Annotated in this window: 20 protein-coding genes, 1 tRNA gene and 1 pseudogene; 10 read left to right on the top strand and 12 right to left on the bottom strand. The window is 63.6% G+C overall.

The window, feature by feature from the left end:
• Positions 1 to 273 precede the first annotated feature (273 nt).
• Positions 274 to 1,566 carry a bifunctional folylpolyglutamate synthase/dihydrofolate synthase gene (locus ABIB57_RS16130; RefSeq protein ID WP_354042138.1) on the top strand — a complete coding sequence of 431 codons (1,293 nt, stop codon included), beginning with the start codon at positions 274 to 276 and terminating at the stop codon, positions 1,564 to 1,566.
• A 183-nt stretch (positions 1,567 to 1,749) separates the two neighbouring features.
• On the opposite strand, the gene ABIB57_RS16135 is transcribed toward ABIB57_RS16130, so the two are convergent.
• The 3 genes from ABIB57_RS16135 to ABIB57_RS16145 form a co-directional block, all read right to left on the bottom strand.
• Complete coding sequence (locus tag ABIB57_RS16135) at positions 1,750 to 4,464, bottom strand: DNA translocase FtsK (protein ID WP_354042139.1); 2,715 nt, start codon at positions 4,462 to 4,464, stop codon at positions 1,750 to 1,752.
• A 335-nt stretch (positions 4,465 to 4,799) separates the two neighbouring features.
• Positions 4,800 to 6,197: an ammonium transporter gene (locus ABIB57_RS16140; RefSeq protein ID WP_354042140.1), complete on the bottom strand. Its 1,398-nt coding sequence runs from the start codon at positions 6,195 to 6,197 to the stop codon at positions 4,800 to 4,802.
• 23 nt (positions 6,198 to 6,220) lie between these two features.
• Positions 6,221 to 6,559, bottom strand: a complete 339-nt coding sequence (locus tag ABIB57_RS16145; RefSeq protein ID WP_046134535.1) for a P-II family nitrogen regulator — start codon at positions 6,557 to 6,559, stop codon at positions 6,221 to 6,223.
• Between the two features lie 265 nt (positions 6,560 to 6,824).
• Here ABIB57_RS16145 and ABIB57_RS16150 point away from each other — a divergent pair, with 265 nt between their 5' ends.
• From ABIB57_RS16150 to ABIB57_RS16160, 3 genes are all read left to right on the top strand, one after another.
• A complete protein-coding gene (locus ABIB57_RS16150) occupies positions 6,825 to 8,048 on the top strand; it encodes an FAD-dependent monooxygenase (protein ID WP_502914405.1) in 1,224 nt (407 codons plus the stop codon).
• Between the two features lie 255 nt (positions 8,049 to 8,303).
• Complete coding sequence (locus ABIB57_RS16155; RefSeq protein ID WP_354042141.1) at positions 8,304 to 8,723, top strand: Hsp20 family protein; 420 nt, start codon at positions 8,304 to 8,306, stop codon at positions 8,721 to 8,723.
• A gap of 15 nt (positions 8,724 to 8,738) precedes the next feature.
• Positions 8,739 to 9,026, top strand: a complete 288-nt coding sequence (locus ABIB57_RS16160; protein WP_354042142.1) for a DUF1150 family protein — start codon at positions 8,739 to 8,741, stop codon at positions 9,024 to 9,026.
• A gap of 221 nt (positions 9,027 to 9,247) precedes the next feature.
• Here ABIB57_RS16160 and ABIB57_RS16165 read toward each other — a convergent pair whose 3' ends face one another.
• The 9 genes and pseudogenes from ABIB57_RS16165 to ABIB57_RS16205 form a co-directional block, all read right to left on the bottom strand.
• A complete protein-coding gene (locus ABIB57_RS16165; RefSeq protein WP_354042143.1) occupies positions 9,248 to 9,715 on the bottom strand; it encodes a PTS sugar transporter subunit IIA in 468 nt (155 codons plus the stop codon).
• A gap of 46 nt (positions 9,716 to 9,761) precedes the next feature.
• Entirely contained in the window at positions 9,762 to 10,337 is a 576-nt protein-coding gene (locus ABIB57_RS16170; protein ID WP_354042144.1) for a ribosome hibernation promotion factor, read from the bottom strand.
• Positions 10,338 to 10,740: 403 nt separating this feature from the next.
• Positions 10,741 to 12,249 carry an RNA polymerase factor sigma-54 gene (rpoN, locus tag ABIB57_RS16175; RefSeq protein WP_354042145.1) on the bottom strand — a complete coding sequence of 503 codons (1,509 nt, stop codon included), beginning with the start codon at positions 12,247 to 12,249 and terminating at the stop codon, positions 10,741 to 10,743.
• 374 nt (positions 12,250 to 12,623) lie between these two features.
• Positions 12,624 to 13,355: pseudogene (gene lptB, locus ABIB57_RS16180) on the bottom strand (LPS export ABC transporter ATP-binding protein); the annotation flags it as partial.
• A gap of 23 nt (positions 13,356 to 13,378) precedes the next feature.
• The gene (locus ABIB57_RS16185) at positions 13,379 to 13,840 is read right to left on the bottom strand and encodes an LptA/OstA family protein (RefSeq protein ID WP_354042147.1); all 462 of its coding nucleotides are present in this window, start codon (positions 13,838 to 13,840) and stop codon (positions 13,379 to 13,381) included.
• Positions 13,837 to 14,475 carry a hypothetical protein gene (locus ABIB57_RS16190; RefSeq protein ID WP_354042148.1) on the bottom strand — a complete coding sequence of 213 codons (639 nt, stop codon included), beginning with the start codon at positions 14,473 to 14,475 and terminating at the stop codon, positions 13,837 to 13,839. Before ABIB57_RS16190 ends, ABIB57_RS16185 begins: the two co-directional genes overlap by 4 nt.
• A gap of 6 nt (positions 14,476 to 14,481) precedes the next feature.
• On the bottom strand, positions 14,482 to 15,099 hold the full coding sequence (locus ABIB57_RS16195; RefSeq protein WP_354042149.1) for a ribonuclease D: 618 nt from the start codon (positions 15,097 to 15,099) through the stop codon (positions 14,482 to 14,484).
• A gap of 172 nt (positions 15,100 to 15,271) precedes the next feature.
• Positions 15,272 to 15,356 (bottom strand) — tRNA-Leu (locus ABIB57_RS16200).
• A gap of 82 nt (positions 15,357 to 15,438) precedes the next feature.
• Positions 15,439 to 15,801, bottom strand: a complete 363-nt coding sequence (locus ABIB57_RS16205) for a GFA family protein (protein WP_354042150.1) — start codon at positions 15,799 to 15,801, stop codon at positions 15,439 to 15,441.
• 139 nt (positions 15,802 to 15,940) lie between these two features.
• Here ABIB57_RS16205 and ABIB57_RS16210 point away from each other — a divergent pair, with 139 nt between their 5' ends.
• From ABIB57_RS16210 to ABIB57_RS16235, 6 genes are all read left to right on the top strand, one after another.
• A complete protein-coding gene (locus ABIB57_RS16210) occupies positions 15,941 to 16,924 on the top strand; it encodes a complex I NDUFA9 subunit family protein (protein WP_354042151.1) in 984 nt (327 codons plus the stop codon).
• A 165-nt stretch (positions 16,925 to 17,089) separates the two neighbouring features.
• Positions 17,090 to 17,839 carry a PadR family transcriptional regulator gene (locus ABIB57_RS16215; protein WP_354042152.1) on the top strand — a complete coding sequence of 250 codons (750 nt, stop codon included), beginning with the start codon at positions 17,090 to 17,092 and terminating at the stop codon, positions 17,837 to 17,839.
• Between the two features lie 280 nt (positions 17,840 to 18,119).
• Positions 18,120 to 20,087, top strand: coding sequence for an NAD(P)-binding protein (locus ABIB57_RS16220; RefSeq protein ID WP_354042153.1), 1,968 nt, complete (start codon positions 18,120 to 18,122; stop codon positions 20,085 to 20,087).
• A 239-nt stretch (positions 20,088 to 20,326) separates the two neighbouring features.
• The gene (locus ABIB57_RS16225; protein ID WP_354042154.1) at positions 20,327 to 23,248 is read left to right on the top strand and encodes an FAD-binding and (Fe-S)-binding domain-containing protein; all 2,922 of its coding nucleotides are present in this window, start codon (positions 20,327 to 20,329) and stop codon (positions 23,246 to 23,248) included.
• A 78-nt stretch (positions 23,249 to 23,326) separates the two neighbouring features.
• Complete coding sequence (locus tag ABIB57_RS16230; RefSeq protein WP_354042155.1) at positions 23,327 to 24,523, top strand: class I SAM-dependent RNA methyltransferase; 1,197 nt, start codon at positions 23,327 to 23,329, stop codon at positions 24,521 to 24,523.
• A 105-nt stretch (positions 24,524 to 24,628) separates the two neighbouring features.
• Entirely contained in the window at positions 24,629 to 25,063 is a 435-nt protein-coding gene (locus ABIB57_RS16235) for a hypothetical protein (RefSeq protein WP_354042156.1), read from the top strand.
• Positions 25,064 to 25,069 lie beyond the last annotated feature (6 nt).

A 25,069-nucleotide genomic window follows, 5' to 3' on the forward strand; every position in this document is an offset into this window, starting at 1 on the left:
TCGATCCCGACGCCAATCCTCCCCCACCCACCATCCTTCCCGCGGGCTTGACCCGCGGGCCACTCTCAACCCGGCACATGCTGCGAGGGGCCCGCGGATCAAGTCCGCGGGAAGAAAGATAGGGACAAGTGCGCTGCGATCTTTGTTGATCTCTTGCTCTGGGGAGCGCCTCATAGCGACGGATAGGGGCCTTCCCTCCACTTCAAAGACCTACCCCATTGAGCCCGCGGCCAATCGGCGCTACCAGATCGCTTCCCTGATCCGGACCTGCCCATGTCGCGAACCGATGCCATTCTCAAGCGCCTTTCGGGCCTCCACCCCAAGCTGATCGATCTGGGCCTGGAACGGCTCGAACGGTTGCTGGCCGATCTCGGCAATCCCGAAGAGCATCTCCCGCCGGTGATCCATGTCGCCGGCACCAATGGCAAGGGCTCTACGGTCGCCTTCCTCCGCGCCATGCTGGAAGCCTCGGGCAAATCGGTCCACGTCTATACCTCGCCCCATCTGGTGCGCTTCAACGAGCGCATTCGCCTTGCGGGCAAGCTGGTGACCAGCCGCCGACTCAATGGCGTGCTGGAGCGGCTCGAAACTGTCAATGCCGGCCAGAACATCACCTATTTCGAGATCACCACGGCGGCAGCCTTCGTGCTGTTCGCTGAAACCAAAGCCGATTATGTGCTGCTCGAAGTGGGCATGGGCGGCACCTATGACACCACCAATGTGGTCAAGCATCCGCTCGGCACCATCATCACCCCGGTCGATCTCGATCACATGGCGTTCCTGGGCAATACCATCGGCAAGATCGCGGTGGAAAAAGCCGGCATCCTCAAGCGCGGCAGCCTGGCCGTAATCGCCCGCCAGGCCGACGAAGGTCTCGCCAGCATCGACAGGGTCGCCCGCCGCCTCGGGGTCACGCCCTTCGTCGCCGGTCAGGATTTCGACGCCTATGAACAGGATGGCCGCCTGGTCTACCAAGACGAAGCCGGGCTGCTCGATCTGCCGCGGCCCAAGCTGATCGGCGCGCATCAGTTCGAAAATGCCGGCGTGGCGATTGCGGCAGTGCGCCATTTCAAGCTGCCGGTCGATAGTGCGGCGATCGAAAAAGGTCTGCAAACCGTCACCTGGCCCGCCCGGCTATCGTCCTTGCAGGGTCCGCTGCGCGACCTGCTCGGCCCCGGCGCCGAACTCTGGCTCGATGGTGGCCACAATGCTCACGGCACCCGCGCCTTGGCCCGGGCGCTGGCCGATATGAACGCCGCCCGCCCGGCGCCGCTGGTGCTGATCATGGGGATGATGAACACCCGCGTGCCCGCCGATGTGCTGGCCCCCTTCGCCGGCATGGCGCAAAAGATCCTGACGCTGACCATTCCGGGCGAGCCCAATGCCCATAAGGCGGCCTTCATTGCCGAGGCCTTGCGCGGTGCGGGCTTCCTCGCCACCGCCAGCCGGTCGATCGACGCGGCTTTGCGCAGTGCGGCGGAAGTGCCCAATGCCCGTGTGGTGATTTCCGGCTCGCTCTACCTGGCGGGGCAGGTGCTGCACCGCAACGGCACTATCCCTGACTGAGGCCGTGGCTGGCGGCACAATGACCGCCTATCACCGGAAAAACTCCTCCCCCTACAGGGGGAGGCTGGGTGGGGGTGCCTAGTGCTCGGCATCAAGGCCGGGGCCAACCCCCACCTTGATCCTCCACCTGATAGGGGGAGGTGTGACTGCGCTATCGGTTCTCGAGCGCAAAGGGCGCCCGGATCAGTCGCTGCCCACCAGAATCTCGCGCTTGCCGGCATGGTTGGCCTGGCTGATGACGCCTTCGCGTTCCATGCGCTCGATCAGGGTGGCAGCCTTGTTGTAGCCGATGGCCAGGCGGCGCTGGATATAGCTGGTCGAAGCCTTCTTGTCGGTCAAAACGATATGGACGGCCTTGTCGTAAAGCTCGTCGCCCGAGCCGGCATAATCGTCTCCACCAGCGCTGTCGCCCATGTCGCCGCCGCCTTCGTCCTCGTCGGCCACGATGCTGTCGAGGTAATCCGGCGAGCCCTGGGTCTTCAAATGCGCGACCACAGCTTCCACTTCGCTATCGGCCACGAACGGTCCGTGCAGGCGCTTGATGCGGCCGCCGCCAGCCATGTAGAGCATGTCGCCATTGCCCAGCAGCTGCTCGGCGCCCTGCTCGCCCAGAATGGTGCGGCTGTCGATCTTGGACGTCACCTGGAAGCTGACGCGGGTGGGGAAGTTGGCCTTGATCGTGCCGGTGATGACGTCCACCGACGGGCGCTGCGTTGCGGTGATGATGTGGATGCCGGCGGCGCGCGCCATCTGGGCGAGGCGCTGGATGGCCCCTTCGATATCCTTGCCGGCCACCATCATCAGGTCGGCCATTTCGTCGACGATAATCACGATATAGGGCAGTGGCTCGAGGTTGAATTCCTCGCTCTCGAAAATCGCCTCGCCGGTTTCGCGATCGAACCCGGTCTGCACCGTGCGGGTGATGACGCGGCCTTCGGCCTTGGATTCGTTCACGCGCTGGTTGAAGCCGTCGATATTGCGCACGCCGATCTTGCTCATCTTGCGATAGCGGTCTTCCATCTCGCGGACGGCCCACTTGAGCGCCACGACCGCTTTTTGCGGATCGGTGACCACGGGGGTCAGCAGATGGGGAATACCGTCATAGATGCTCAGCTCGAGCATTTTCGGATCGATCATGATCATGCGGCACTGCTCGGGCGTCATCTGGTAGAGCAGGCTCAGGATCATGGTGTTGATGCCGACGGACTTGCCCGAGCCGGTGGTGCCGGCGATCAGCAGATGCGGCATGCGGGCGAGATCGGCGATCACCGGCTCGCCGCCAATGGTCTTGCCCAGGCAGATGGGCAGCTTGCCCTTCATTTTCTCGAAATCGGTCGAGGCCAGCATCTCGCGGAAATACACCATTTCGCGATTGTGATTGGGCAGTTCGATGCCGATGGCATTGCGGCCCGGCACTACGGCGACGCGGGCGGAAATCGCGCTCATCGAGCGGGCAATGTCATCGGCCAGCGAGATCACGCGGGACGATTTGATGCCGGGCGCCGGCTCCAGTTCGAACAGCGTCACCACCGGGCCGGGACGCACATTGATGATGTCGCCCTTGACGCCGAAATCTTCCAGCACGCCTTCGAGCTGGCGCGCCATGGCCTCCAGCCGTTCGGGATTGTGCTCCTCGGACGGGCCTTTGTGCTTGGGTTCGGCCAAGAGGCTCAGCGGCGGCAGCTCAAAGCCGAGCGGCGCGTCGAGGAACGAGCCCTGGGCTTCCCGACCGACGCGCTGGCCCTGCACGGGGCGCTGCGGCGGCGCGGAAACGCGCGGCGAGATGCCGCTTGGTGGCGGTGCCGGATGAAAGCGCGAATCGCCGCGCTGATGATGGTTGACCACGGCCGGTGCCGGCACGTCGGGCACGAAAGGCAGGTCGTCGTCTTCCGGCTCGGCCGGATAGTCGAGTTCGGTATCGTCATAATCGCTCGGCGCATTGATGCGCGGCTCGGCGCGGGGCTGCTCGAACGCTGGTTCAGCCGGTGCGTGAATGCGGCGCTGGGTCGGAGCCATCGAGGGCTCCTGGCGACCACCGACCGGCTCGACGGACACATCCATGCCCGGTTCGCGGTCGCTATCGCGCAACGAGGCTTCGTCCTCGCGGCGCTGGGCATGGCTTTCGCGGGCGCGGCGGAACGCGGTGCGCAGCGAATAGCCGGTATGCACCATGGCGCCGAGCACGATATCGACCAGCGGATTGGTCTCGGGCTCATCGTCCGCAACTGCGGGCTGTCCACGGCGGGCTGCGGCGGCCGATACCTTCTGCGGCGCGGCCGAAATGGTGTGGCCCAGGCCCATGCCGATCCAGAACAGGGCCAGCGTCGGAATGGCGATGATTATGGCGAACAGCGTACCCATCAGCCCGCTGACCGGCGCCCCGGCGATCGAAGCCGCGGTATTGCTGAACAGGCCGCCCACGAGGCCGCCCAGGCCCGTCGGCAGCGGCCAGGTGGCGGGCATGGCGATGAAGGACAGCACTCCGGCCGCCAAAAATGTGGAGCCGATCCAGGCCAGGGCGCGCAGCCCCATGCCGGTGACGACGCGCTTGCGCGCCAGCGCCCAGCCCCACAGGGCCGGCGAAACGACCAGCACCAGGGCCGCGAGGCCCAGCGTCTGGAACGCGATATCGGCGATCGCCGCGCCCGGAAAACCCAGCCAGTTGGCCGGCGCCTTGCTGGTCGCATAGGAAAAACTGGGATCATCCACCGACCACGATGCCAGTGCCGCAAGGCATATCCCAACCGCCGCCAGCACGATCAGGCCGACCAGCCGCAGCGGAATATGGATGGCAATGGCCTTGGGCGCGACGGGCGCCGTGATCTTGGCCCGGGGCTTGGGACCACGCGCGGGCATGGAACGCACTTCGTCGAGCATGGGGGTGGGATGTGTCGGCATGGGCGGGCAACAGTCTCTACCGGGCGCGGACGATCCTTGCCCAATGTTGCCCCATGCTAGAAGGCTGGGGTTAATCTCATGCTAACCATCGGTCGCCGGCCCAAGAAAAAGGGCCCGCCGGGGGTTCCGGCAGGCCCTTGTTGTCCGCATTGCCCCTGGGGAGGACTGGCATTGCGGCACTGTGTGGCTCAATTGATCGTGGTGTGCAGCCCGTGCGGTTTTGCGAGTGGGAAGCCTCTGTGGCGGGCCAAGAGGAACACGAGCTGCACGCGGCGATCAATTCTTTTGGGGCTTGAAGGAGCCGGGCGGCGAGTCTCGCCGCCCGGGATATTGGCTTAGCTGTTGTAGGCGTGCTCGCCATGGGTCGCGATATCCAGGCCATCGCTCTCGGCGCTTTCCGCAACCCGCAGGCCGCCGAACACCACTTTGACGATCATCAGCGCGACAAAGGCCACGACACCGGACCACACCACGGCGATAGCCACCGCTTCGAGCTGGATCAGGAACTGGCCGGTCCACGAGTAGGCGGCTGCGTCACCCAGGGCGTAACCGCCCAGCGATGGGGTGGCGACGATGGCGGTGCCGAGCGCACCGACGATGCCGCCGACGCCATGGACGCCGAACACGTCGAGGCTGTCGTCATACTTGAACATCGCCTTGAGCGACACGACCGCCCAGAAGCAGACCACGCTGGCGACGCCGCCGAGCACCATGGCACCCGCAACACCGGCAAAACCGGCCGCCGGGGTGATGGCGACGAGACCCGCAACCGCACCGGTCACGGCGCCCAGGGCCGAAGCATGGCCACGGCTGATCTTCTCGCAAAGGATCCAGACCAGGGCCGCGGCAGCGGGTGCAGTGATGGTGTTGAGCAGGGCGATGGCGGTGAGGCCATTGGCTTCCAGGTTCGATCCAGCATTGAAGCCGAACCAGCCGAACCATAGAAGGCCAGCACCAACATAGGTCAGCACCAGGTTATGGGGCGCGATCGGCTCCTTGAGGTAGCCGAGGCGCGGCCCCAGAACCAGACAGGCGACGAGGGCGGCCACACCGGAATTGATGTGAACCACGGTGCCGCCGGCGAAGTCATAGGCCCCCATCTTGAACAGCAGGCCGCCCGAATACCAGACCATGTGGGCGATCGGGATATAGGAGAAGGTGAACCAGATGGCGAGGAACGCCAGCAGGGCGCCGAACTTCATGCGTTCGGCAATGGCGCCGACGATGAGGGTGGCGGTGATGGCCGCGAAGGTGAGCTGGAAGATCACGAACACCATTTCGGGCAGCAGGAACGCCGCCGAGAAGGTTGTGGTGGTCGAGTCGGGGCCGATACCCACGAGGAAGAACTTCGAGAAGTCGCCGATGAAGTTGGACAGGCCGCTGCCATCGGTCGCGCCGTTGAAGGCCAGTGTGTAGCCATAGGCCACCCAGAGCAGGGCGATCATGGCGAAGCCGGCAAACACCTGGGTCAGCACCGACAGCACGTTCTTGGAGCGCACGAGGCCGCCATAGAACAGGGCCAGGCCCGGCACGGTCATGACGATGACGGCCATGGTGGAGACCAGCATCCAGGCGGTATCGCCCTTGTCGACATGGGGGACGACTTCGGCGGCGACGGCAGCGACTGCATCAGCGGCGGGGGCGGCAGCGTCCTGGGCGAAAGCGGCCACGCTCATCGCCAGGGAGGCGAGCAGTGTCCCCCCGAGTAGTTTTGACGTCTTGAGACCTGTCATTTCTGTTTCTCTCCGAATGACGCTTAAAGGGCGGCCGCGCCGGTTTCGCCGGTGCGAATACGGGTGACGGCGAGCAGATCGAGGACGAAGATCTTTCCGTCGCCGATCCGGCCAGTCTGGGCGCTGTCGCGGATGGCCGTGGACACGGCATCGGCGAGGGCATCATCGACTGCGATCTCGACCTTGAGCTTGGGCAGGAAGTGCACGGCGTATTCGGTGCCGCGATAGATTTCGGAATGCCCCTTTTGGCGGCCATAGCCCTTCACTTCCGTCACGGTCATGCCGTGGACGTCGAGTGAGTTGAGAGCCTGGCGAACCTCTTCGAGGCGTGATGGCTTGATAATCGCTATCACCAGTTTCATGAGAGCCCCTTTGCAATTTGGCGTCAGTCTGGAATGCCCAGATAGACTCAAGACCCGTGCCAAGTCGGGTTTGCTCAAAATATGTCGCTAAAACAAAGAGTTACCGAATAACTAACGCGAGCACTGAGCGCGGGTGCAGAAAGTTGCCTGATTTTTGTGCAGAACTGGCGCGATTTGGGCAATATTGCGGCACGCTGCCCGCGACGCTGACGCGCCTTGCATCGCCCCGCCGGGGCGGCGAAACTGTGGTATTCAAACGAGGCGAATGACCATGCGGAACGAGCGGTTCGATGTGCTGATCGTGGGTGGCGGGCCGGTGGGCCTGACCCTGGCTTTGGCGCTGGCCCGTTCCGCGCGCGGTATTCGCATTGGCCTGGTCGACCGGCGCCCATTGGCAGTGCCCCGCGACAACCGCGCCTCGGCCGTTGCGGCCGGCGTGCGCCGGGTATTCGAGGCGCTGGGCGTCTGGTCCTCCATGGCGGAGGCCGCCCAACCCATCACGGCGATGCGCATCACCGATTCGGGCACCGGCGACCTGTCGCGGCCACTGTTCCTCAGCTTTGCGGGCGATGTCGCGCCGGGCGAGCCCTTTGCCCATATGGTGCCCAATAGCGTCATGGGGCAGGTGTTGCTCGATGCCGCCGCCCCCAGCATCACAGTGATCGCCCCCGCCGAAATCGAGCACTTTGCCGCCGACGGCATTGCGGGCGTGCTGACGCTGGCCGATGGACGCCTGCTTGGCGCGCCGCTGGTCGTCGGCGCCGATGGCGGCCAGTCAAAACTGCGCACCATGGCCGGCATCACCGTGGTCGCCCATGACTACAAGCAGTCCGGCTTGGTGACGACGATCAGTCACGAGCTCTCCCATGATGGCGCCGCCTACGAACACTTCCGGCCCGCCGGCCCCTTTGCCAGCCTGCCGCTCAAGGGCAACCGATCCTCCCTGGTGTGGACCGAGGCCAGCGTCGACGCCCCTAAATTCCTCGCCATGGGCCCGGACGAACTCAACGCCACCATCGAATCGGTCATGGGTTCGACGCTGGGCGCCGTCATCGCCGAAGACAAACTGCAGGCCTTCCCGCTCCACATGCGGATTGCCCGCGAGTTCGTCGCCCCCCGCCTGGCCCTGGTGGGCGACGCCGTCCACGTCGTGCACCCCATCGCGGGCCAGGGCCTGAACCTGGGCCTCAAGGACGTCGCTGCCCTGGCCGAAGTCGTCGTCGAAGCCCTCCGCCTCGGTCTCGACCACGGCAGCGATGACGTGCTGGCGCGCTACCAAAGCTGGCGCCGCCTCGACACCTCCGCCATGGCCATGGTCACCGACACCATGAACCGCCTGTTCTCCAACGAAATCGCCCCGGTGCGGGCATTGCGCGATTTCGGGCTGGGCCTGGTGGATCGCGCCGAGCCGGTCAAATCCGCCATGATCCGCGCCGCCGCCGGTCTGGGCTCCAACGGGCCGCGCCTGCTGTCAGGCCTGCCGATCTAGGCAGAAGATTACCCCTACCCAGCCCCCCTGACAGGGGAAGGAGCCTGCCGGTGTGTTGAACTGGATCAAGTTCCCGAGAGTGGCGCCGTCGTCCCCCCCTCCCAGGGCAGGCTAGGTGGGGGGTGGCCCAAGCACCAGCTCACTCCCACCCCGCACTTGAACCCACCGCACGCTTCCCCATATTCTTCCTTGGGCGCCGGATGCCACTTGTTATGGGTCCGGCCCAGACGTTGCTTGCTATCAAGGACGCCCCTGATGTCGCGTATTTCTGTGTTCTCTGCCCCGTTCCTATTGGGCTTCGATGCGTTCGAAGAGCGGGTCGATCGGCTGGCAAAATCGGCCGATGGCTACCCGCCCTATAATATCGAACGGACCGTCCTGCCCGACGGCACGGAGAAATTCCTGGTCTCGATCGCGGTGGCGGGCTTTGCCGCCAACGAGCTCGAAGTCATGGCCGAGGATAACCAGATCATGGTGCGTGGCCGCCAGAAGGATGAACCCGGCAAGGAGTACCTGCATCGCGGTATCGCGGCGCGGCAATTCCAGCGCTCGTTCCTCCTGGCTGATGGGATGATCGTCAAAGATGCAACTTTAGGGCATGGTATGCTCGTTGTTGCATTGGAGCGCCCGCAAGCGCTGAAGGTCGCCCGCCGTGTAGAAATTCGCTCATTATGAGGAAAGGGCCTGAAAATGTATGAAAAACGCAATGACGAGGCCAATGTCGGTGACGTTATCCATCCGCTCAAGGATCTGACGAGCGCCCAGTTTGCTGCTCTTGGCGGCAACGCCGTGGCCTATGTGCGCGCCATCGGCGGCGATGCGCTGTCGGCCATGATTACCGACGCTCAATTCGACACCGGTGGGCTCTATCAGCTGGTCATGTCCGCCGACGGAACCCCGCTGCTGGTCACCGACACCGAAGACGCGGTCACCGACTGGCTCGGCGACAAGAAGCTGGGCCTGGCAACGCTGCACTGAATTTTCGTAGCGCCTTAGCGCCCCAATACGCTCCACTCCCACCGTTCTGCCCGCGGACTTGATCCGCGGGTCTCCAACGACAAACACCAGCTTTCGAATGTGCGGCGAGCGGCCCGCGGATCAAGTCCGCGGGAAGGGCAGTAGGTGGGAAAGAGCGAGAGCCTGAAACAAAAAACCCTCGGGCTTCCCGAGGGTTTTGCATTTTTGCATATCGAACTAGCCTACGCCGCGTAAGTCGACGCCATCGGTGCCGTAAGCACACCATAGATCGCGTCGCACGATTCAAGCCGGCGCAACTCGTCCAGCGTATGCTCGTTGCGCAGCACGCGCGCCACGCGCGACAGGGCCTTGAGATGATCGGCGCCGGCCCCGGTGGGGGCCAGCAGCATCATCACGATATCGACGGGCAGGTCGTCGAGCGCGTCGAATTCGATGGCCTCGTCCAGCCGTGCAAACACGGCGCACACCCGGTTGAGCCCCGCCACCTTGCCGTGGGGTATCGCAATGCCATTGCCCAAGCCAGTCGAGCCAAGTTCCTCGCGGCTTTCGATAGCCTCGAAGAGTTCCGTCTTGGAGCGTCCGGTGAGTTCAGCAGCCTTGTTGGCCAGTTGTTCGAACAGTTGGCGCTTGGTTTTGACGCCCGTGCAAGTCAGCACGGCACGCTCAGCCAGGATATCGGCCAATTCCATGAATTCAGTCCCGCAATAGTTCTTCTGGTCTGTACTGGTGGGGGACCTAATTTGCCCCCAGAGCCGGATCAATCCAGCCTATATTGCCATCGGAGCGGCGGTAGACCACATTCAGCCCGCCATGTCCAGCATGGCGGAACACCACTACACCGGATTGTGTTAGGTCGAGTTCCATCACCGCTTCGCCCACGCTGAGCGAACGCAGGTTTTTGGTGGTCTCGGCAATCACCGGCGGCGCATAGTCTTCATCCAACTCGTCCATCTCGTCGGACGCGCCCAGCACGGTATATTGGGCCAGCGTGTCGTCGCCATTGGCCTTGATGCCCTTGCCATGGGTCTTGAGTTTCCGCTTGTAGCGGCGCAGCCGCTTTTCGATGTTGAGCGCCATCACCTCATAGGCCGAGGTCGCATCCCCGCCCTGGGCGCTCGATTGCAGCATGGCACCGCTGTCGAGATGCACGATGCAATCGGCCCGAAAGCCAATGCCATCAGGGGTCAAGGTCAGATGCCCGTCATAGCCGCCATCGAAATACTTGGCGACGACGGCGTCAAAATGATCCTCCGCCTTGCTGCGCAAGGTATCGCCAACATCCATGTTCTTGCCGGAAACTCGTAAGGTCATGGGTTCCTCTTTCGCTGTTTTTATCGTCGAAAACCGACGCTTGAGTAGCCGAAAGCCGGATTCCCGCCCTTCGGGATCACGTCACGCTCATACCTCCTGGATATGGGTGTGCCGCTCCCCCGATGCTAGACCCGCTCGGCTAAGGGAGGCAATGCGCATCACCCCGCAAGAGTTCGTTTAAAAGCGTGACACGTTGATGGAAGCGCTTTAGCTTTCCGTTCGAAAGCGGACAGTGCCTCGCTCTGTCTTTTGATGCCTAAAATCAGAACTCGGCGTCATTCCCGCGAAAGCGGGAACCCACTCTTTTTGCCAGCCGCTCTACGAATAGGTTCCCGCTTTCGCGAGAATGACGTCGTGGTTGTAGCGGCACAACGCATCAAAATCGGGACGGGCGAGCACCTCGCTATCCCACCTGCTCCAGATTCTTCTTCTGCCGCCGCCGGATCACCGATGAGGGGATATTCATGCCCTCGCGATATTTTGCCACGGTGCGGCGCGCCACATCGATTCCCTGTTCGCGCTTGAGCACTTCGGCGATGGTATCGTCGCTCAGCACATCGCTCAGCGCCTCGGCGTCGATCAACTGGCGAATGCGATGGCGCACCGCCTCGGCCGAATGATCCACCCCGCCATCGCTGGAGGCAATTGCGGTGGTGAAGAAGTATTTCATCTCGAACAGCCCGCGCGGCGTCGACAGGTATTTGTTGGAGGTCACCCGGCTGACCGTCGATTCGTGCATTTCGATGGTTTCGGCCACCATTTTCAGTGTCATCGGCCGCAAATGGGCAATGCCATGCAGTAGGAACCCGTCCTGTTGCCGCACGATTTCGGCCGCCACCTTCAAAATGGTCTGCGCCCGCTGGTCGAGACTCTTGGTCAGCCAGTTCGCCGTCTGCAGGCAGTCGCTGAGGAAGGCCTTCTCGCCGCTGTCACGGGCCTTCTTGGTCACCGTCGCATAGTAGACGCGGTTGACCAGAACCTTGGGCAGCACTTCGGTATTCAGCTCGATCTGCCAGTCGCCCGCCGGGCCCGGGCGCACGAACACATCGGGCACTACAGCCTCCACTGGCCCCACATCGAAGGCGCGCCCCGGCTTGGGGTCGAGCTGGCGCAGTTCGGCCAGCATTTCATTGATGTCTTCTCGGTCGCAGCCCACCGCGCGCATCAGCGCCGGCATATTGTGGTCCGCCAGCATTTCAAGATTATCCAGCAGCCGCATCATGATTGGATCGAGCCGATCCTTCTCGCGCAACTGCATGGCGAGGCATTCCTTGACCGAACGCGCGAACACCCCCAGCGGATCGCAGCCCTGCACCGCCTGCAACACCGCCTCGACATCGGCCAGCTCGGCCCCGAGCTGGTCGGCAATCGCCTGCGGCTCGACGGCGAGATACCCGGCCTCGTTGAGATTATCGATCAGGTAGCGCGCGATCAGCCGGTCGGCCGGCGTGCGCAGGATCATGTTGGTCTGGTTTTCCAGATGATCGCTGAGACGCGGCCGGGCCGCGACGAACTGGTCGATATCGGGGGCTTCCCCGCCTTCGCTGGCGCCATTGCGGTCGAGCCGGCTCTGCGGATTGAGCTGGTCCTGCCCCGGCTGGTCGGGAAAGACATTCTCGACGGACGTATCATAGCCATCGGCGATCGTGTCGGCGCTCTGGATGCGGTCGCCATGCTCTACCGTGTCTTCGTAGGATTGGCCCTCGGGTGCGCGCTCCGGCGCTTCGGGCGCGTCAGTGTCGGCATCGCCGCCATCCTCGCGCTCCAGCAGCGGGTTGCGCAGCAGCTCGGCATCGACGAAATCGTTGAGTTCGAGGTGGCTCAGTTGCAGCAGCCGGATCGACTGCATCAACTGCGGCGTCAGCGTCAGGCTTTGGGCCTGGCGAAACTCCAGCCGCGGCGAAAGCGCCATGAATGAATGGTCCCTGAGGCAAAACTTTTGGCCGTTGCCAGCCACTTCCCGGCCGGACCATGACTCAATTCGGCGCGAGGGGCAAGCGCGAGGGCAAGTTCCGTGCCAAGTGGGTTGGTGCCGGCTAGCTGTGTCGCCGGTGTTCCTCACGCCGCGGTGGAGGCGCTGCGCCATCGGTCGGCATAGTCCCTCCAACCCGCCGTTCTTCCCGCGGACTTGATCCGCGGGCCTCTCGTCGCGCATGCGGTGTTGAGGGCGGCCCGCGGATCAAGTCCGCGGGAAGGCGGTGGGTGGGGGCGGAATCAGGGGGCGGCAGCCAGATCTTTAAGCAGGGCAGGATGGCAGGGCAGGGCACTGTTGCGCCCAACGCCCCCCTAAATCTCGAAATTCTCACCCAGATACACCCGCCGCGCATCCGGATCGGCGCTGATGGTCTCGGGCTTGCCCTGGATCATCACCTTGCCGCCATGGATCACATAGGCCCGGTCGACCAGTCCCAGCGTCTCGCGTACTGCATGATCGGTCACCAGCACGCCGATGCCGCGCCGCGTCAACTGCTTGACCAGCCCCTTGACCTCGGCCACCGCGATCGGATCGACGCCCGCAAACGGCTCGTCCAGCAGCATGAACACCGGGTCCGCCGCCAGTGCCCGGGCAATTTCCACGCGCCGCCGCTCGCCGCCCGACAGCGCCAGCGCATTGGCGCTGGCCAGGTGGCTGATGGAAAATTCATCGAGCAGCGATTCCAGCCGCGCCTTGCGGTCGGCCTTGCTGCGCACATGGCTTTCCAGCACCGCCATGATATTGCCGCGCACCGTCATGCCGCGAAAAATCGAAGGTTCCTGTGGCAGATAGCCGATGCCCAGCCGCCCGCGCTGGAACAGCGGCAGATGCGTGATCGCTCGCCCATCGAGGTTGATACTGCCGCTATCGGGTTTCACCAGCCCCATGATCATGGTGAACACCGTGGTCTTGCCGGCGCCATTGGGGCCCAACAGACCAACGGCCTCCCCGCGCCGCACCGCGATCGACACGTCGCGCACCACGGCGCGCTTGCCAAAACTCTTGGCCAGGCTATGTGCCACGAGCCACCCGGTCTGGTCGATCCTGGCCTTGCTGACGCTATCGGTCATTGCGAGGTGAACACCCCGGTCACCCGCTTGCCGCTGTCGCCGCCCGTAAAGGTCGACACGTTGGTCGCCATGTTCACCACCAGCTCGCCCGCGCCCACCGTGCCGCCGGAATTGGTCACTAGCACATTGCCGGTCAGGCGCAATAACTGGTCGCTCGGCGTGAACACGGCCTTCTCGCCGGTAGCGTTCTGGTCGCTGGTCTTCAGCTCCACATGGCCCGTGGCCACAAAGGTCTTGATGTCGGTCGTGCCGCCCTCCCCATAGGTGGCCACCACCTTGTCGGCATGCACCAGAACGGCGGGATGGTTGACCACCACATTGCCGGTGAACACCGCCTCATGGCTGGTCTCGGTCACCGTGAAGGTGTCGGCGGTGATCTGCACCTTGTCGGCCGCCACCGCATGGCTCGCCAGAGCCAGGCTCAATCCGACGCCGAACACTTTGGATAACAGGCTCATGGTGCTTTGGCTCCGGGCGTATCGGGCAGGGTGACTGTCGCGGCGGTGAAAGTCCAGACCGCAGTCTTGGCATTATAGCGCAGACCCTTGGCCACCAGATGGGTGCCATCGGCATAGTCCACAACCACCGGCCCCTTGCCGGTCAGCTCCTGCTTCTGCCAGTCGAAGACTGAATTGGCGAACGTGCTGGTGGTTCCCGTGCTTTCCACCACATGCGTGTCGCCCTCAATGATCACCAGCTCCCGCGTCGTGTCCAGGCGCGCCATGTTGGCGCTCAAATCCATGGTCACCCCGTCGGTGCGCACGACATTGATGCTGGCAGTGCTCAAATCCATCACGTCGGTGGCGTTCAGAGCCGCGGCGGCCCGCGTGGCCGATACGCGATAGACCGAGCCGTCATCGAGCACGCCCGAATATTGCGGCGCATCGATGGTGACCCGGTCGCGCGTCACCGAAATCTGCCCCACGCCGAACCGGCTGCCCAGGCTCGACAGATAGATCTGCCCCACCAGCAGCACCAGCACCACCACGCCCAGCAGCGGCACCGCAATGCGCAGCACCCCCACGACCCGGTTGCGCAGCACGAGGCGCTGATAGGTCCGCAGGCGGGGGCCAGTATCGGCGTGCGTGTTCATGAACACTCAGCTATGGGCGAAAATATCTGTCTCATCCCAGCCCAACAGGTCCAGTTCGCACCGCGTCTTGAGGAAGGTGAAGCATTGCTGCGCGATCTCCATGCGGTTTTCACGCTTCAGCATGCGGTCGAGATGGCGCTTGAGGTCATGCAGGTAGAGCACGTCGGAAGCCGCATACTCGAGCTGCGCGTCGGATATTTTCTCGGCGCCCCAGTCCGAACTCTGCTGCTGCTTGGAGAGATCGATATTGAGCAGTTCGCGCACAATGTCCTTGAGCCCGTGCCGGTCCGTATAGGTGCGCACCAGCTTGGATGCGATCTTGGTGCAATAGACCGGCCCCGTCACCACGCCAAAACGGTTCTGCAGCGCCGCCACGTCGAAGCGCGCATAGTGGAAAATCTTGGTCACATCGGGATCGGTCAACAGCTTGACCAGGTTGGGCGCCTCGTTGATGCCCTGTGGCAATTGCACCACATCGGCGCTGCCATCGCCCGGCGACAGCTGGATCACACACAACCGGTCGCGATGCGGATGCAGCCCCATGGTCTCGGTATCGATCGCCACTTCCCGACCGGTATAATTATGAAGGTTCGGCAAGTCCCCGCGATGCAGTCTGATAGCCATGTCGGTCTCGGTGTTGCGTTTGAACCGTGATGGCACAGCATGAAGGCGTTGGAAAGGCGGGAGCACGCTGGTGTGACGCAGGCCCGAAGGCACATCATCGCCCGAAAACCAGAACGCCGACCGGGCGAGTTGCACGGTCGGCGTACTGAATGAACTTTGCAGTTCAAGATATTGGTGCCCAGAAGAGGACTCGAACCTCCACACCTTGCGGTACACGGACCTGAACCGTGCGCGTCTACCAATTCCGCCATCTGGGCAAGCGCGGTGTAACTAGGTTGCCCCGGCGCCGATGTCAACACGCTTTCGCGCGCTATGTGTCGGGGGGTGACGCCAGCCCGCTCAGGCATTGGCGCCGTCCCAGTGCGCGATGCTTGTGCGGTCGATCGGCGGCGCGTCGTCGAGGCAATTGACGTTGATCATGACGAGATCATTGCCGGCCCGATCCTTCCCGCGCGCAAATGATTCGATGCCGCAGGTGCTGCAGAACAAATGCTCGATCTTGTCGGTGTTGAAGCGGTATTCGCTCAAACTGTCCGCCCCGCTGAGCAGGGTAAACTCCGCCGCCGGCACCGATTTCAAAATCCAGCCCAGCCGCCGGCAGCGCGAGCAGTTGCAATCCATCAACCCACTCAGTTCGGTATGGGCGGTGTAACGCACCGCGCCGCAATGGCATTGCCCGTGATAAATCCTTGCTTCGGCCATGGCCTGCTCCTGTGTTGTTCGAACAAAACAAGAACAAACGAGCCAATGAGTCAAGCCCCAATTCCGCCGCGGCCCTCGACAGCCCGCCCGCCCTTGCGCTAGAAGCAGGCCAACCCCTTGCGCCTGCCGGAGCCTCGTCATGGATCGTTTTGAACCGCAACTCGTCACCATTTTTGGCGGCGCCGGGTTCGTGGGTACGCAGGTGATCCAGGTGCTGGCCCGTCAGGGCTATCGCATTCGCGTCGCCACCCGCCGGCCCGATCTCGCCGGTCACACCAAGACGCTGGGCACGGTCGGCCAGATCCTGCCCATCCAGGCCAATGTGCGCAATCTGGCCTCGGTTCAGCGCGCCGTCAAAGGCGCCGATATCGTCATCAACCTGGTGGCCATCGGCTTCGAGCGCGGTGCGCAGAAGTTTTCCGCGATCAACACCGAGGGCGCGGCCAACGTCGCCGCCGCCGCGCGCGATGCCAGGGTCACTTCGCTGGTGCACATGTCCGCCCTCGGCGTCGATACCGCCACCAACAGTCTTTACGCCCAGTCCAAGCTGGCCGGCGAAGCGGCGGTGCTCGCGGCCTTCCCGCAGGCCGTGATCCTGCGCCCCTCGCTGATGTTCGGCCGTGATGACGGCTTCTTCAACATGATGGGTGGCCTCGCCCGCATGCTGCCGATCATGCCGCTGATTTCGGGCGGTACGCGCTTTCAGCCGGTCTATGTGGGCGATGTCGCCGAGGCGCTGGCCATGGCGGCGCTGGGCCAGGTCAAGACCGGCCGCATTTACGAGCTGGGCGGCCCCGAAATCGAAACCCACAAAGAGCTGCTGACCCGCATCCTGCGCGAAGCCGGCCGCACCCCGGCGCTGCTGCCATTGCCATCGGCGGTTGCGCGCCTGCTGGCGCTGCCCCTCGCCATCCTGCCGTTCAAGCCGCTGATCACGGCCGATCAGGTCGAACTGCTCGGCACCGACAACGTCGTCTCCGAAGCCGCGATGCGCGACAAGCGCACCCTCGTCGCTTTCGGCATCACGCCCACCGCGATGGACACTATCCTGCCCACCTATATGTGGCGCTTCCGCAAGCACGGCCAGTTCGACCGCGTCGAAGCCAGCCACAGCGAGATCTAGGCGGCTCTGCCGAACTCGGTTCTGTTAAAACCCCCGGGCCTTGCCCGGGGGTTTCTTTTTGCGTCTGCGCGTCATCTAAAAACAATCGTAAGATATATCTTGAAATCGCCAAATCGGGCGCCCACCTTGAGCGTCAACGCAACCAAGATATATCGGAGACCCATCATGGGACAATATTTCAGAGACGGAGAACCCAATTGGCGCCGGCTTGAAGCCATGGCCCGCCGTGGCTGGGGCCGCTTCGCGCAGGGCGGCGGCGATGGCGAGGGCTTTGGCAATATGGGCGGCAATTTCCGCATCGGCCGCATGCTCGCCTCGGGCGACCTGCGCCTGGTCGCGCTCTATCTGATCGAGCAGCAGCCACGCCACGGCTATGACCTGATCAAGGCGATCGAGGAGCAATCGGTGGGCTTTTACTCACCCAGCCCCGGCATCGTCTATCCGGCGCTGACCTATCTCGAAGAGGCCGGCTACGTCACGAGCCAAGTCGATGGCAATAAAAAGCTCTATACCATCACCGACGAGGGCCGCGCCCATCTGGCCGACAATCGCGAAGCCATCGAATCGACCCTGAGCTTTCTGGCGAAAGCGGGCGAACAGATGAACCGCTTCCGCGAGTTCGCCAAAAGCGACTGGCCGTTCAACCGCGGTGAAAGCGAGCCCGGCGGTCCCGGTCGTGGCGGTCCCGGCCATCGTCATGGCCCCGGACCCGGCTGGCCCTTCGGCCCCGATCGCGACATGGCCGACGTGCTGCCCGAAGTGAACGACGCCCGTCGTGATCTCAAAGCCGCCATCAAGACCGCCAGCGGCAAGAGCGAAGACGTGCAGCGCCGGTTGGCCGAGATTTTGCGCAAGGCGGCGGCGGAGATCAACGGTCTCGCCGACACCCCACGCGAAGACGACGTGGATATCTAAAGCGCCCAAGCACTCGATCGGTCCCCTCCCCCTTGAGGGGAGGGCTAGGGTGGGGGTCGAGCCCACCGCGAACTCGGTATTCCTTGAGGCCTCGACACCCCCACCCTCAATCCCTCCCCTCAAGGGGGAGGGAGGCGGACGAGTCCCGCATTCACGAACGGCCGCAGACCCCCCCAAAATACCGCCCCACACTCGGCGTCTCCCTCCCGCATTGCCACCCCCAAAATTTCCCGCCATGCTCCCCACCTTGCCACTGGCAACTCGTTGAGGGAGAAGCCGCATGAGCCTTTCGGATCGCGCCAAGGCGCTGGGCATGGATCGCCCCATCACCCGCCGTGATTTTCTCAACGGCGTCGCCCTCACCGTCGCCGGCGCGGCCGCCACCACGCTTATGCCCGGCATCGCCCACGCCATTATGCCGGTTCCCTATCCACCAGCGCTGACCGGCCTGCGCGGCCATAGCCCCAAGGCCATGGAGATCATGCATGCCGTGCGCGACGGCACCTTCTGGGACACGGCCCCCAAGCCCGAAAATTCTGGCGAGCACTACGATCTCGTCGTGGTCGGCGGCGGCATTTCGGGCCTCGCCGCCGCGGTCCTCTGGCGCCAGCAGCAGCCCGATGCCAAAATTCTCATCCTCGAAAACAACGACGACTTCGGCGGCCATGCTCGCCGCAACGAATTCACCGCCTCCAATGGCAAAAAGCTGATCGGCTATGGCGGCTCGGAATCGCTGCAGACGCCGAGCTATTTTTCCCCGCTGGTCAAACAACTGCTGGTCGATATCGGCATCAAGACCGAAAAATTCAGCGACTATTACGACCAGTCCTGGTCCGAGGATCGCGACCTCGGCGAATCGGTGTTCTTCCGCAAGGAAGTGTTCGGCACCGATACCCTGGTCAAAACCACCGAACTGGCCGCCGATTGGGTGCGCCAGACCCCGCTCAACGACACCGCCAAGACCAACCTCGTCGAGCTGATCGATTCCCCACCCGATTATCTCCCGGGCAAATCGCGCCAGGAAAAATTCGAAATCCTGTCCAAGACCACCTATGCGGATTTCCTGACCAAGACCTGCGGCTACGATTCCCAACTTATCGCCTATTTTCAGGCCAGTACCGGCGCCTATTTCGGCGTCGGCGTCGAGGCCACCACGGCGCTCGATGCCTGGGGCAATGGCAATCCGGGTTTCGACGGCATGGACCTGGGCGAAGTGCCCTACAAGACCATGAGCCCCTCCGGTCGCCTCGTGCTGACCGATCCAGACGACTACATCTATCATTTCCCCGACGGCAATGCCGGCGTCGTCCGTGCTTTGGTCCGCGCCCTCATCCCCGATGCCGTGCCCGGCACCACGATGGAAGACCTCGTGACCGCGCAGGTCAATTACGGCGTCCTCGACAGCCCGGAAAACACCACCCGCCTGCGCCTCAACGCCTCGGTGGTCCGCGTCGCCCATGATGGCCCGCCCAGCGACGCCACCAATGTCATCCTGACCTATGTCGAAAACGGCGGGCTCAAAACCGTCACCGGCGCCAATGTGGTTTTGGCCTGCTGGCACCGCGTCATTCCCCACATCACCAGCGAATTGCCGCCCGCACAGGTCGAGGCCCTCAACGACCAGGTCAAGGTGCCGCTGATCTATACCAATGTGCAGCTCAAGAACTGGCAGGCCTTCGCCAAGCTGGGCATCGATAGCTTCGAATGCCCCTCAGGCTTCTGGGATGGCGCCAATATCGACATGCCGGTGACCATGGGCGATTACGCTTTCGCCGATAAGCCCGATGACCCGGTGCTGCTGCATATCTCCAAGGTCGTCGTCACGCCCGATCCGAGTATGGGCGCCCGCGACCAGGCCACAGCCGGCCGCTATGCCCTGATGGACCTGACCTTCGAGCAGATGGAATTCGAAATCCGCGACATGCTGGATCGCGCCCTAAAGGCGGGTGGTTTCGACGCCGCTACCGATATCGAGGCTATCACCTGCAATCGCTGGAGCCACGGCTACGCCCTCGAATATATGCGCCCCTGGGACCAGTTCTGGCCCGATGGCCCGCTGCCCATCGAGGCCTCGCGCAAGGGCTGGGGCCGCATCGCCATCGCCAATTCCGATGCCGGCGCCTACGCCTATGCCCATTCCGCCATGGACCAGGCCGCTCGCGCCGTCAGCGAACTTTTGGGCGACAAGGCCAAGCTGGCCGAATTCTCCAAATTCCCCGGCCCACCGTTGGATATGATCGGGCTGTAGGTTTCCCTCACGACCACCGCACCATCGGCTCCATCGTCCCCTCCCGAGGGTCAGGGTGGGGGTGTCGGCAGCTCCGCAATCCGATGGCGACGAGTTCGCTCGACCCACAGCACCCCCATCCCTCCCTAAGGTAGGCAGTCCTCGCTGCGCCCAGAACCCAGTGCCCAACCACACCCAAAAACACAAAACCTCCACAAACCCATTTCGCTGCCCCCAACTAACATGTTAGTCTCCCCGCCATGCAGCAAGCCACCCTTTCCCCAGTCTCTCCGCAACCGCTCGACCGCCAGGCCGCAGGGGAGCGTCTCGTCGCCCGGCTGAAGGGCACTATCACCGCCAATAAGATGATGACCGACCCGCTGATGACCTATGCGTGGTCCGGCGATGCGTCATCCTACCGCTTAATTCCCGCCGCGGTGGTGTTCATCAATTCCGAGGACGATGTGCGCGCCGTCATGGCCGCTGCCCGTGCCGAAAAGCTGCCGATCACCTTCCGCGCCGCCGGCACGTCCTTGTCGGGCCAGGCTGTCACCGATGGCGTCCTCGCCGTGCTCGGCGATGGCTGGCGCACCATGCGCATCCATCCCGGCGCCGACCAGATCACGCTGGGGCCAGCCATCATCGTCGCCAATGCCAATGCGGCGCTCAAAAAATTCGATCGCAAGATCGGCCCCGATCCCGCGAGCCAGGCCACTTGCAAGATCGGCGGCGTGGTCAACAACAATTCGTCCGGCATGTGCTGTGGCGTCGCGCAGAACACCTATCACACCATGGCCCGCCTGCGCATCGTCCTCACCGACGGCACCATGCTGGACAGTGGCGACGAAGCCTCGCGCGCAGATTTCCGCGCCAGCCACGCCGCCATGCTCGACGGCCTCCATGCCCTGCACCATGAAGTGATGGCCGATCCGGACCTCGTCGCGCTCATCCGCAAAAAGTACAAAATCAAGAACACCGTCGGCTATTCGCTCAACGCGCTGGTCGATTATCATGACCCGCTCGATATCCTGATCCACCTCATGGTCGGCTCGGAAGGCACGCTCGGCTTTGTCTCCGAGGTCACCTACAACACGGTTCCCGAGCATCCGTTCAAGTCGACGGCCCTGGTGCCATTCCCCGATCCGCAATCGGCCGGTCGCGCCATCATCAAGCTGGCCAATAACGGCGTTCACGTCACCACCGGCGTCACCGCCGCCGAATATATCGAGCGCCGCGCCCTGGCCACGGTGGAACACCTCGAACCGCTTGCGCCGCTGCGCCCCTACCTCACCGACAATTCTCCCGCCGTGCTCATCGACGTCACCGCGCCCGACGCCACGACGCTCGATGCCGAAGTCGCCAAGGCCGTTGCGCTCCTGGCCTCCGAAGGCGCCACCCACATCGATTTCTCCACCGACGAGCACCGCTCCCACGCGCTTTGGGATGTTCGCAAAGGCTTCTTCGCTTCGGGCGGGGCCGCTCGCCCCAAGGGCACCTCGATGCTCACCGAGGACGTCGCCGCGCCGATCGACCGGCTTGCCGAATTCGTGCTCGACATGCGCGCCCTGCTTGATGATCACGGTTATGACGACGCCATCATTTTCGGCCATGCCCTGGCCGGAAACCTGCATTTCCAGATGAGCGACGATTTCTCCCAGCCCGACGCCGCCCACAAATTCGATATGTTCTCCAAGGCCTTGTCGGACCTGGTCTCGATCCGCTACGGCGGCAGCCTCAAGGCCGAACACGGCACCGGCCGCGCCATCGCCCCCTTCGTCGAAGCCGAATGGGGGAGCAAGGCCTATGGGCTGATGCACCGCATCAAGGCCTTGTTCGATCCGGAAAACCTGCTCAATCCCGGCGTGCTGCTGAACGCTGATTACAAAGTCCATATCAAGCATCTCAAGGTCATGCCGCTGGCCGATGACCTGGTCGACATGTGCATCGAATGCGGCTTCTGCGAGCCGGCCTGCCCCAGCCACCAGATGACCCTGTCGCCGCGCCAGCGCATCGCCGTCACGCGCGAACGCGCGCGCCTGCGCCGCAGTGGCGAAGACCCTGCTTTGCTCAAGCGGCTCGACGACGATTTCCAATATGCCGGCCTCGATACCTGCGCCGCCTGCAATCTCTGTTCGCTGCGCTGCCCGGTCGGCATCGAAACCGGTACCATGATCATCGGCCAGCGCACCGAACGCCGCGGCGACTTCGCCCGCAGCGTGGCGGGCTTCGCGGCCCAACATACAGGCAGTATCGAAAGCGCAATGCGCGGTGGCGTTGGCCTCGCCAACATGGCCAAGTCCGTGGTTTCCGCTCCCGTGGTCGAAGCTGTCACCGAAACCGCCCGCCGCCTCACCGGCAAGCGTGTGCCTCGCATCTATAGGGCGCTGAAGCCTGGCCCGGGCGCGCCAACGCTGCCAGTCGATCGCCAGGATGCCAAGACCACCGGCTTCCCCCTGCCCATCGCACTCTCGGGGCGACCGCGTATCGTCTATTTTCCGTCCTGCGCCACCCGCATGTTCGGTGCGCCCAAAACGGATTATGATCTCCTCTCGGTTCCCGACGCCATGCTGGCTCTGCTGGAGCGCGCCGGCTTCGACGCCGTCATGCCCGACCACCTCAACGGCCAATGCTGCGGCCAGCCCTTCCAGTCCAAGGGTTTTCCCGAACAGGCCGCCAGCGTCGGTAGTTCGCTCAAGACCCAGCTCGATACGCTTTCCGGCGGTGCGGGTGTGCCCGTCGTCACCGATGCGTCGACCTGCGCCAAGCACCTTCGCGAATTCCCCGGCACCGCACCGGTGCTGGACTCCGCCGAATTCCTCGTTAGCCACATCCTGCCGCGCCTCACCATCACCCGGCCCCTGCCGGTGGTCGCCGTGCATCACAATTGCTCGGCCCAGCGCCTCAAGGAGCAGCCCGCCACCGAAACCATCGCCCGTGCGTGCGCCACCGAAATCGCCGTGCTCTCCTCCGTCACCTGCTGCGGTTATGCGGGTGACAAGGGGCTGTTCATTCCGGAATTGAATGAGCACGCCACGCGGTTTGTCCGGCAGGACATACCTGCATCCTGTACGCTTGGTGTGTCGACCGTATCCACATGCGCGTCGGGGCTGAGCGAACAGGCCGGCATCCCTTTTGTGGGGCTAGCGAGCTTGCTGGAATATGTGAGCCGCCCGGTCGCCTGACGGCGGCCGGCGGCCCTCCACCCTTGCCCCACCGGCCCCATCCGGCTACTGAACCCCTTCAGCAAGCCCCGGATCCTCATGACCTTTACCGCCACCATCACCAGTCTGGGCCAAAAGGGCGAGGGCGTCGCCGAGCTTGACGGTCGCAAGGTCTATGTGCCGCTGGCGCTTCCGGGCGAGGTCATCGAACTCGATGCGGAAGGCGATCGCGGGACGCTGGTCTCCATCAGCACCCCGGCTGCTAACCGAATCGCGCCCTTCTGCCCGCATTTCGGTTCCTGCGGCGGTTGCCAGCTGCAGCATCTCGATCGTCCCAGCTACGAGGCGTTCAAGACCGCACTGATCGAAACCCCGCTGCACTTCGCCGGAATCGACGCCAAGGTCGAGCGCTTTGTCGACGCTTCCGGCAATGGCCGGCGCCGCGCCACCATGCATGCGCGCAAGGAGGGCTCCGGCTATATGCGCCTGCGCAGCCATCAGGTGCATGACCTCGACGCCTGCCCCATCCTCGTGCCTGGCCTGTCCCGCGCGCCAGAAATCGCCCGCGCCGTCATGCTGGCCATTGGCGAAGCCGACATTGCCTTCACCGCGACCTTGACCGGGCTCGACGTTGCCGTGCGCACCGAAAAGAAGCAGGCCCGCGCCGAGCGGCTGATGCCCCTGATGGGTCGGTTCAAGCTGGCCCGGCTGGCCCTTAACGGCGAAATGGTGCTGCAGGCGCAGCCGCCGATCGTGGAAATGGGCCGCGCCCGCGTCGAATTGCCGATCGGCAGTTTTTTGCAGGCCACCGCAGCCGCCGAAACCATCCTGGCCGATTACGTCGCCGAGGCCGTTGGAAAGTCCAAGGCCGTGGCCGACCTGTTCTGCGGCGTCGGGCCCTTTGCGCTACGGCTCGCCGAAACGCGCCCGGTCTATGCCGCCGACAACGACAAGCACGGTATCCTGGCGCTCGACAAGGCGCGCCGCTTCACCAAGAACCTGCGCGAAATCACCGCAAGGCCACGCGACCTGTTCCGCGAACCGCTGACCCGCTACGAGCTCGATGCATTCGACGCCGTCGTCCTCGATCCACCCAGGGCCGGGGCGCAAGCTCAGGTCGAGCAACTTTCCATGTCCAAAGTCAAAACCATCGTCATGGTCGCCTGTGATGCCAAGACCTTTGCCCGTGATGCCGCAATTTTGATCGGCGGTGGCTATGGCCTGGAAAACCTCGTTGCGGTGGACCAATTCGTCCACTCCACCCATATCGAGATCGCCGCAACCTTCCGTCGTTGATGACAGTTTGCCGCGCCGACGCAACCGCATCGACGCAAGGCGCGTTTGGCTCCGTCACTAATCAAACGACTGCGTGGGGCGGGCGTTGTTATAATGGAGTATCCCATGCATATCCTCACCAAGACCTTCTCTATCGGCCTGCTGTTTGCGGCCGCTGCCTTGCCGACTTACGCTCAGGACGCCGCCGCCCCGGCTGCGGAAGCGCCAGCAGCTGCGGCTGCCGCCGGTCCGACCGGCACCTTTGTGGACGAGTACGGCACGTCGTTTAAATTTTCGCTTTGCGGCGATGCCGGCACTGACCTTTGCGCCGTGCTGACCACGCTCAAAGGCGAATCGGCGACCGAAGAAAACCTCGCCTTTGTGGGCAAGCAGGTAATGCAGGCCAAACAGACCGGTCCCAGTGAGTGGAAGGGTTCGCTGACCGCCGGTGGCATCAGCGCCGACGCGACCGTCACCCAGACTGGTCCCGACACTGTTGATATCCAGGGCTGCCGCGCCGCAGTCCTGTGCAAGACCTTGGCCTATAACCGCGCATCGTAAGCACCC

It is taken from the genome of Devosia sp. UYZn731 (assembly GCF_040546795.1).
Classification (GTDB): domain Bacteria; phylum Pseudomonadota; class Alphaproteobacteria; order Rhizobiales; family Devosiaceae; genus Devosia.

What these genes read in the sequence shown, in the direction of transcription:
- ABIB57_RS16130 (WP_354042138.1), top strand. Translation starts at nt 274, where the DNA reads ATGTCGCGAACCGATGCCATTCTCAAGCGCCTTTCGGGCCTCCACCCC.
- ABIB57_RS16135 (WP_354042139.1), bottom strand. Translation starts at nt 4,464, where the DNA reads ATGCCGACACATCCCACCCCCATGCTCGACGAAGTGCGTTCCATGCCC.
- ABIB57_RS16140 (WP_354042140.1), bottom strand. Translation starts at nt 6,197, where the DNA reads ATGACAGGTCTCAAGACGTCAAAACTACTCGGGGGGACACTGCTCGCC.
- ABIB57_RS16145 (WP_046134535.1), bottom strand. Translation starts at nt 6,559, where the DNA reads ATGAAACTGGTGATAGCGATTATCAAGCCATCACGCCTCGAAGAGGTT.
- ABIB57_RS16150 (WP_502914405.1), top strand. Translation starts at nt 6,825, where the DNA reads ATGACCATGCGGAACGAGCGGTTCGATGTGCTGATCGTGGGTGGCGGG.
- ABIB57_RS16155 (WP_354042141.1), top strand. Translation starts at nt 8,304, where the DNA reads ATGTCGCGTATTTCTGTGTTCTCTGCCCCGTTCCTATTGGGCTTCGAT.
- ABIB57_RS16160 (WP_354042142.1), top strand. Translation starts at nt 8,739, where the DNA reads ATGTATGAAAAACGCAATGACGAGGCCAATGTCGGTGACGTTATCCAT.
- ABIB57_RS16165 (WP_354042143.1), bottom strand. Translation starts at nt 9,715, where the DNA reads ATGGAATTGGCCGATATCCTGGCTGAGCGTGCCGTGCTGACTTGCACG.
- ABIB57_RS16170 (WP_354042144.1), bottom strand. Translation starts at nt 10,337, where the DNA reads ATGACCTTACGAGTTTCCGGCAAGAACATGGATGTTGGCGATACCTTG.
- rpoN (WP_354042145.1), bottom strand. Translation starts at nt 12,249, where the DNA reads ATGGCGCTTTCGCCGCGGCTGGAGTTTCGCCAGGCCCAAAGCCTGACG.
- ABIB57_RS16185 (WP_354042147.1), bottom strand. Translation starts at nt 13,840, where the DNA reads ATGAGCCTGTTATCCAAAGTGTTCGGCGTCGGATTGAGCCTGGCTCTG.
- ABIB57_RS16190 (WP_354042148.1), bottom strand. Translation starts at nt 14,475, where the DNA reads ATGAACACGCACGCCGATACTGGCCCCCGCCTGCGGACCTATCAGCGC.
- ABIB57_RS16195 (WP_354042149.1), bottom strand. Translation starts at nt 15,099, where the DNA reads ATGGCTATCAGACTGCATCGCGGGGACTTGCCGAACCTTCATAATTAT.
- ABIB57_RS16205 (WP_354042150.1), bottom strand. Translation starts at nt 15,801, where the DNA reads ATGGCCGAAGCAAGGATTTATCACGGGCAATGCCATTGCGGCGCGGTG.
- ABIB57_RS16210 (WP_354042151.1), top strand. Translation starts at nt 15,941, where the DNA reads ATGGATCGTTTTGAACCGCAACTCGTCACCATTTTTGGCGGCGCCGGG.
- ABIB57_RS16215 (WP_354042152.1), top strand. Translation starts at nt 17,090, where the DNA reads ATGGGACAATATTTCAGAGACGGAGAACCCAATTGGCGCCGGCTTGAA.
- ABIB57_RS16220 (WP_354042153.1), top strand. Translation starts at nt 18,120, where the DNA reads ATGAGCCTTTCGGATCGCGCCAAGGCGCTGGGCATGGATCGCCCCATC.
- ABIB57_RS16225 (WP_354042154.1), top strand. Translation starts at nt 20,327, where the DNA reads ATGCAGCAAGCCACCCTTTCCCCAGTCTCTCCGCAACCGCTCGACCGC.
- ABIB57_RS16230 (WP_354042155.1), top strand. Translation starts at nt 23,327, where the DNA reads ATGACCTTTACCGCCACCATCACCAGTCTGGGCCAAAAGGGCGAGGGC.
- ABIB57_RS16235 (WP_354042156.1), top strand. Translation starts at nt 24,629, where the DNA reads ATGCATATCCTCACCAAGACCTTCTCTATCGGCCTGCTGTTTGCGGCC.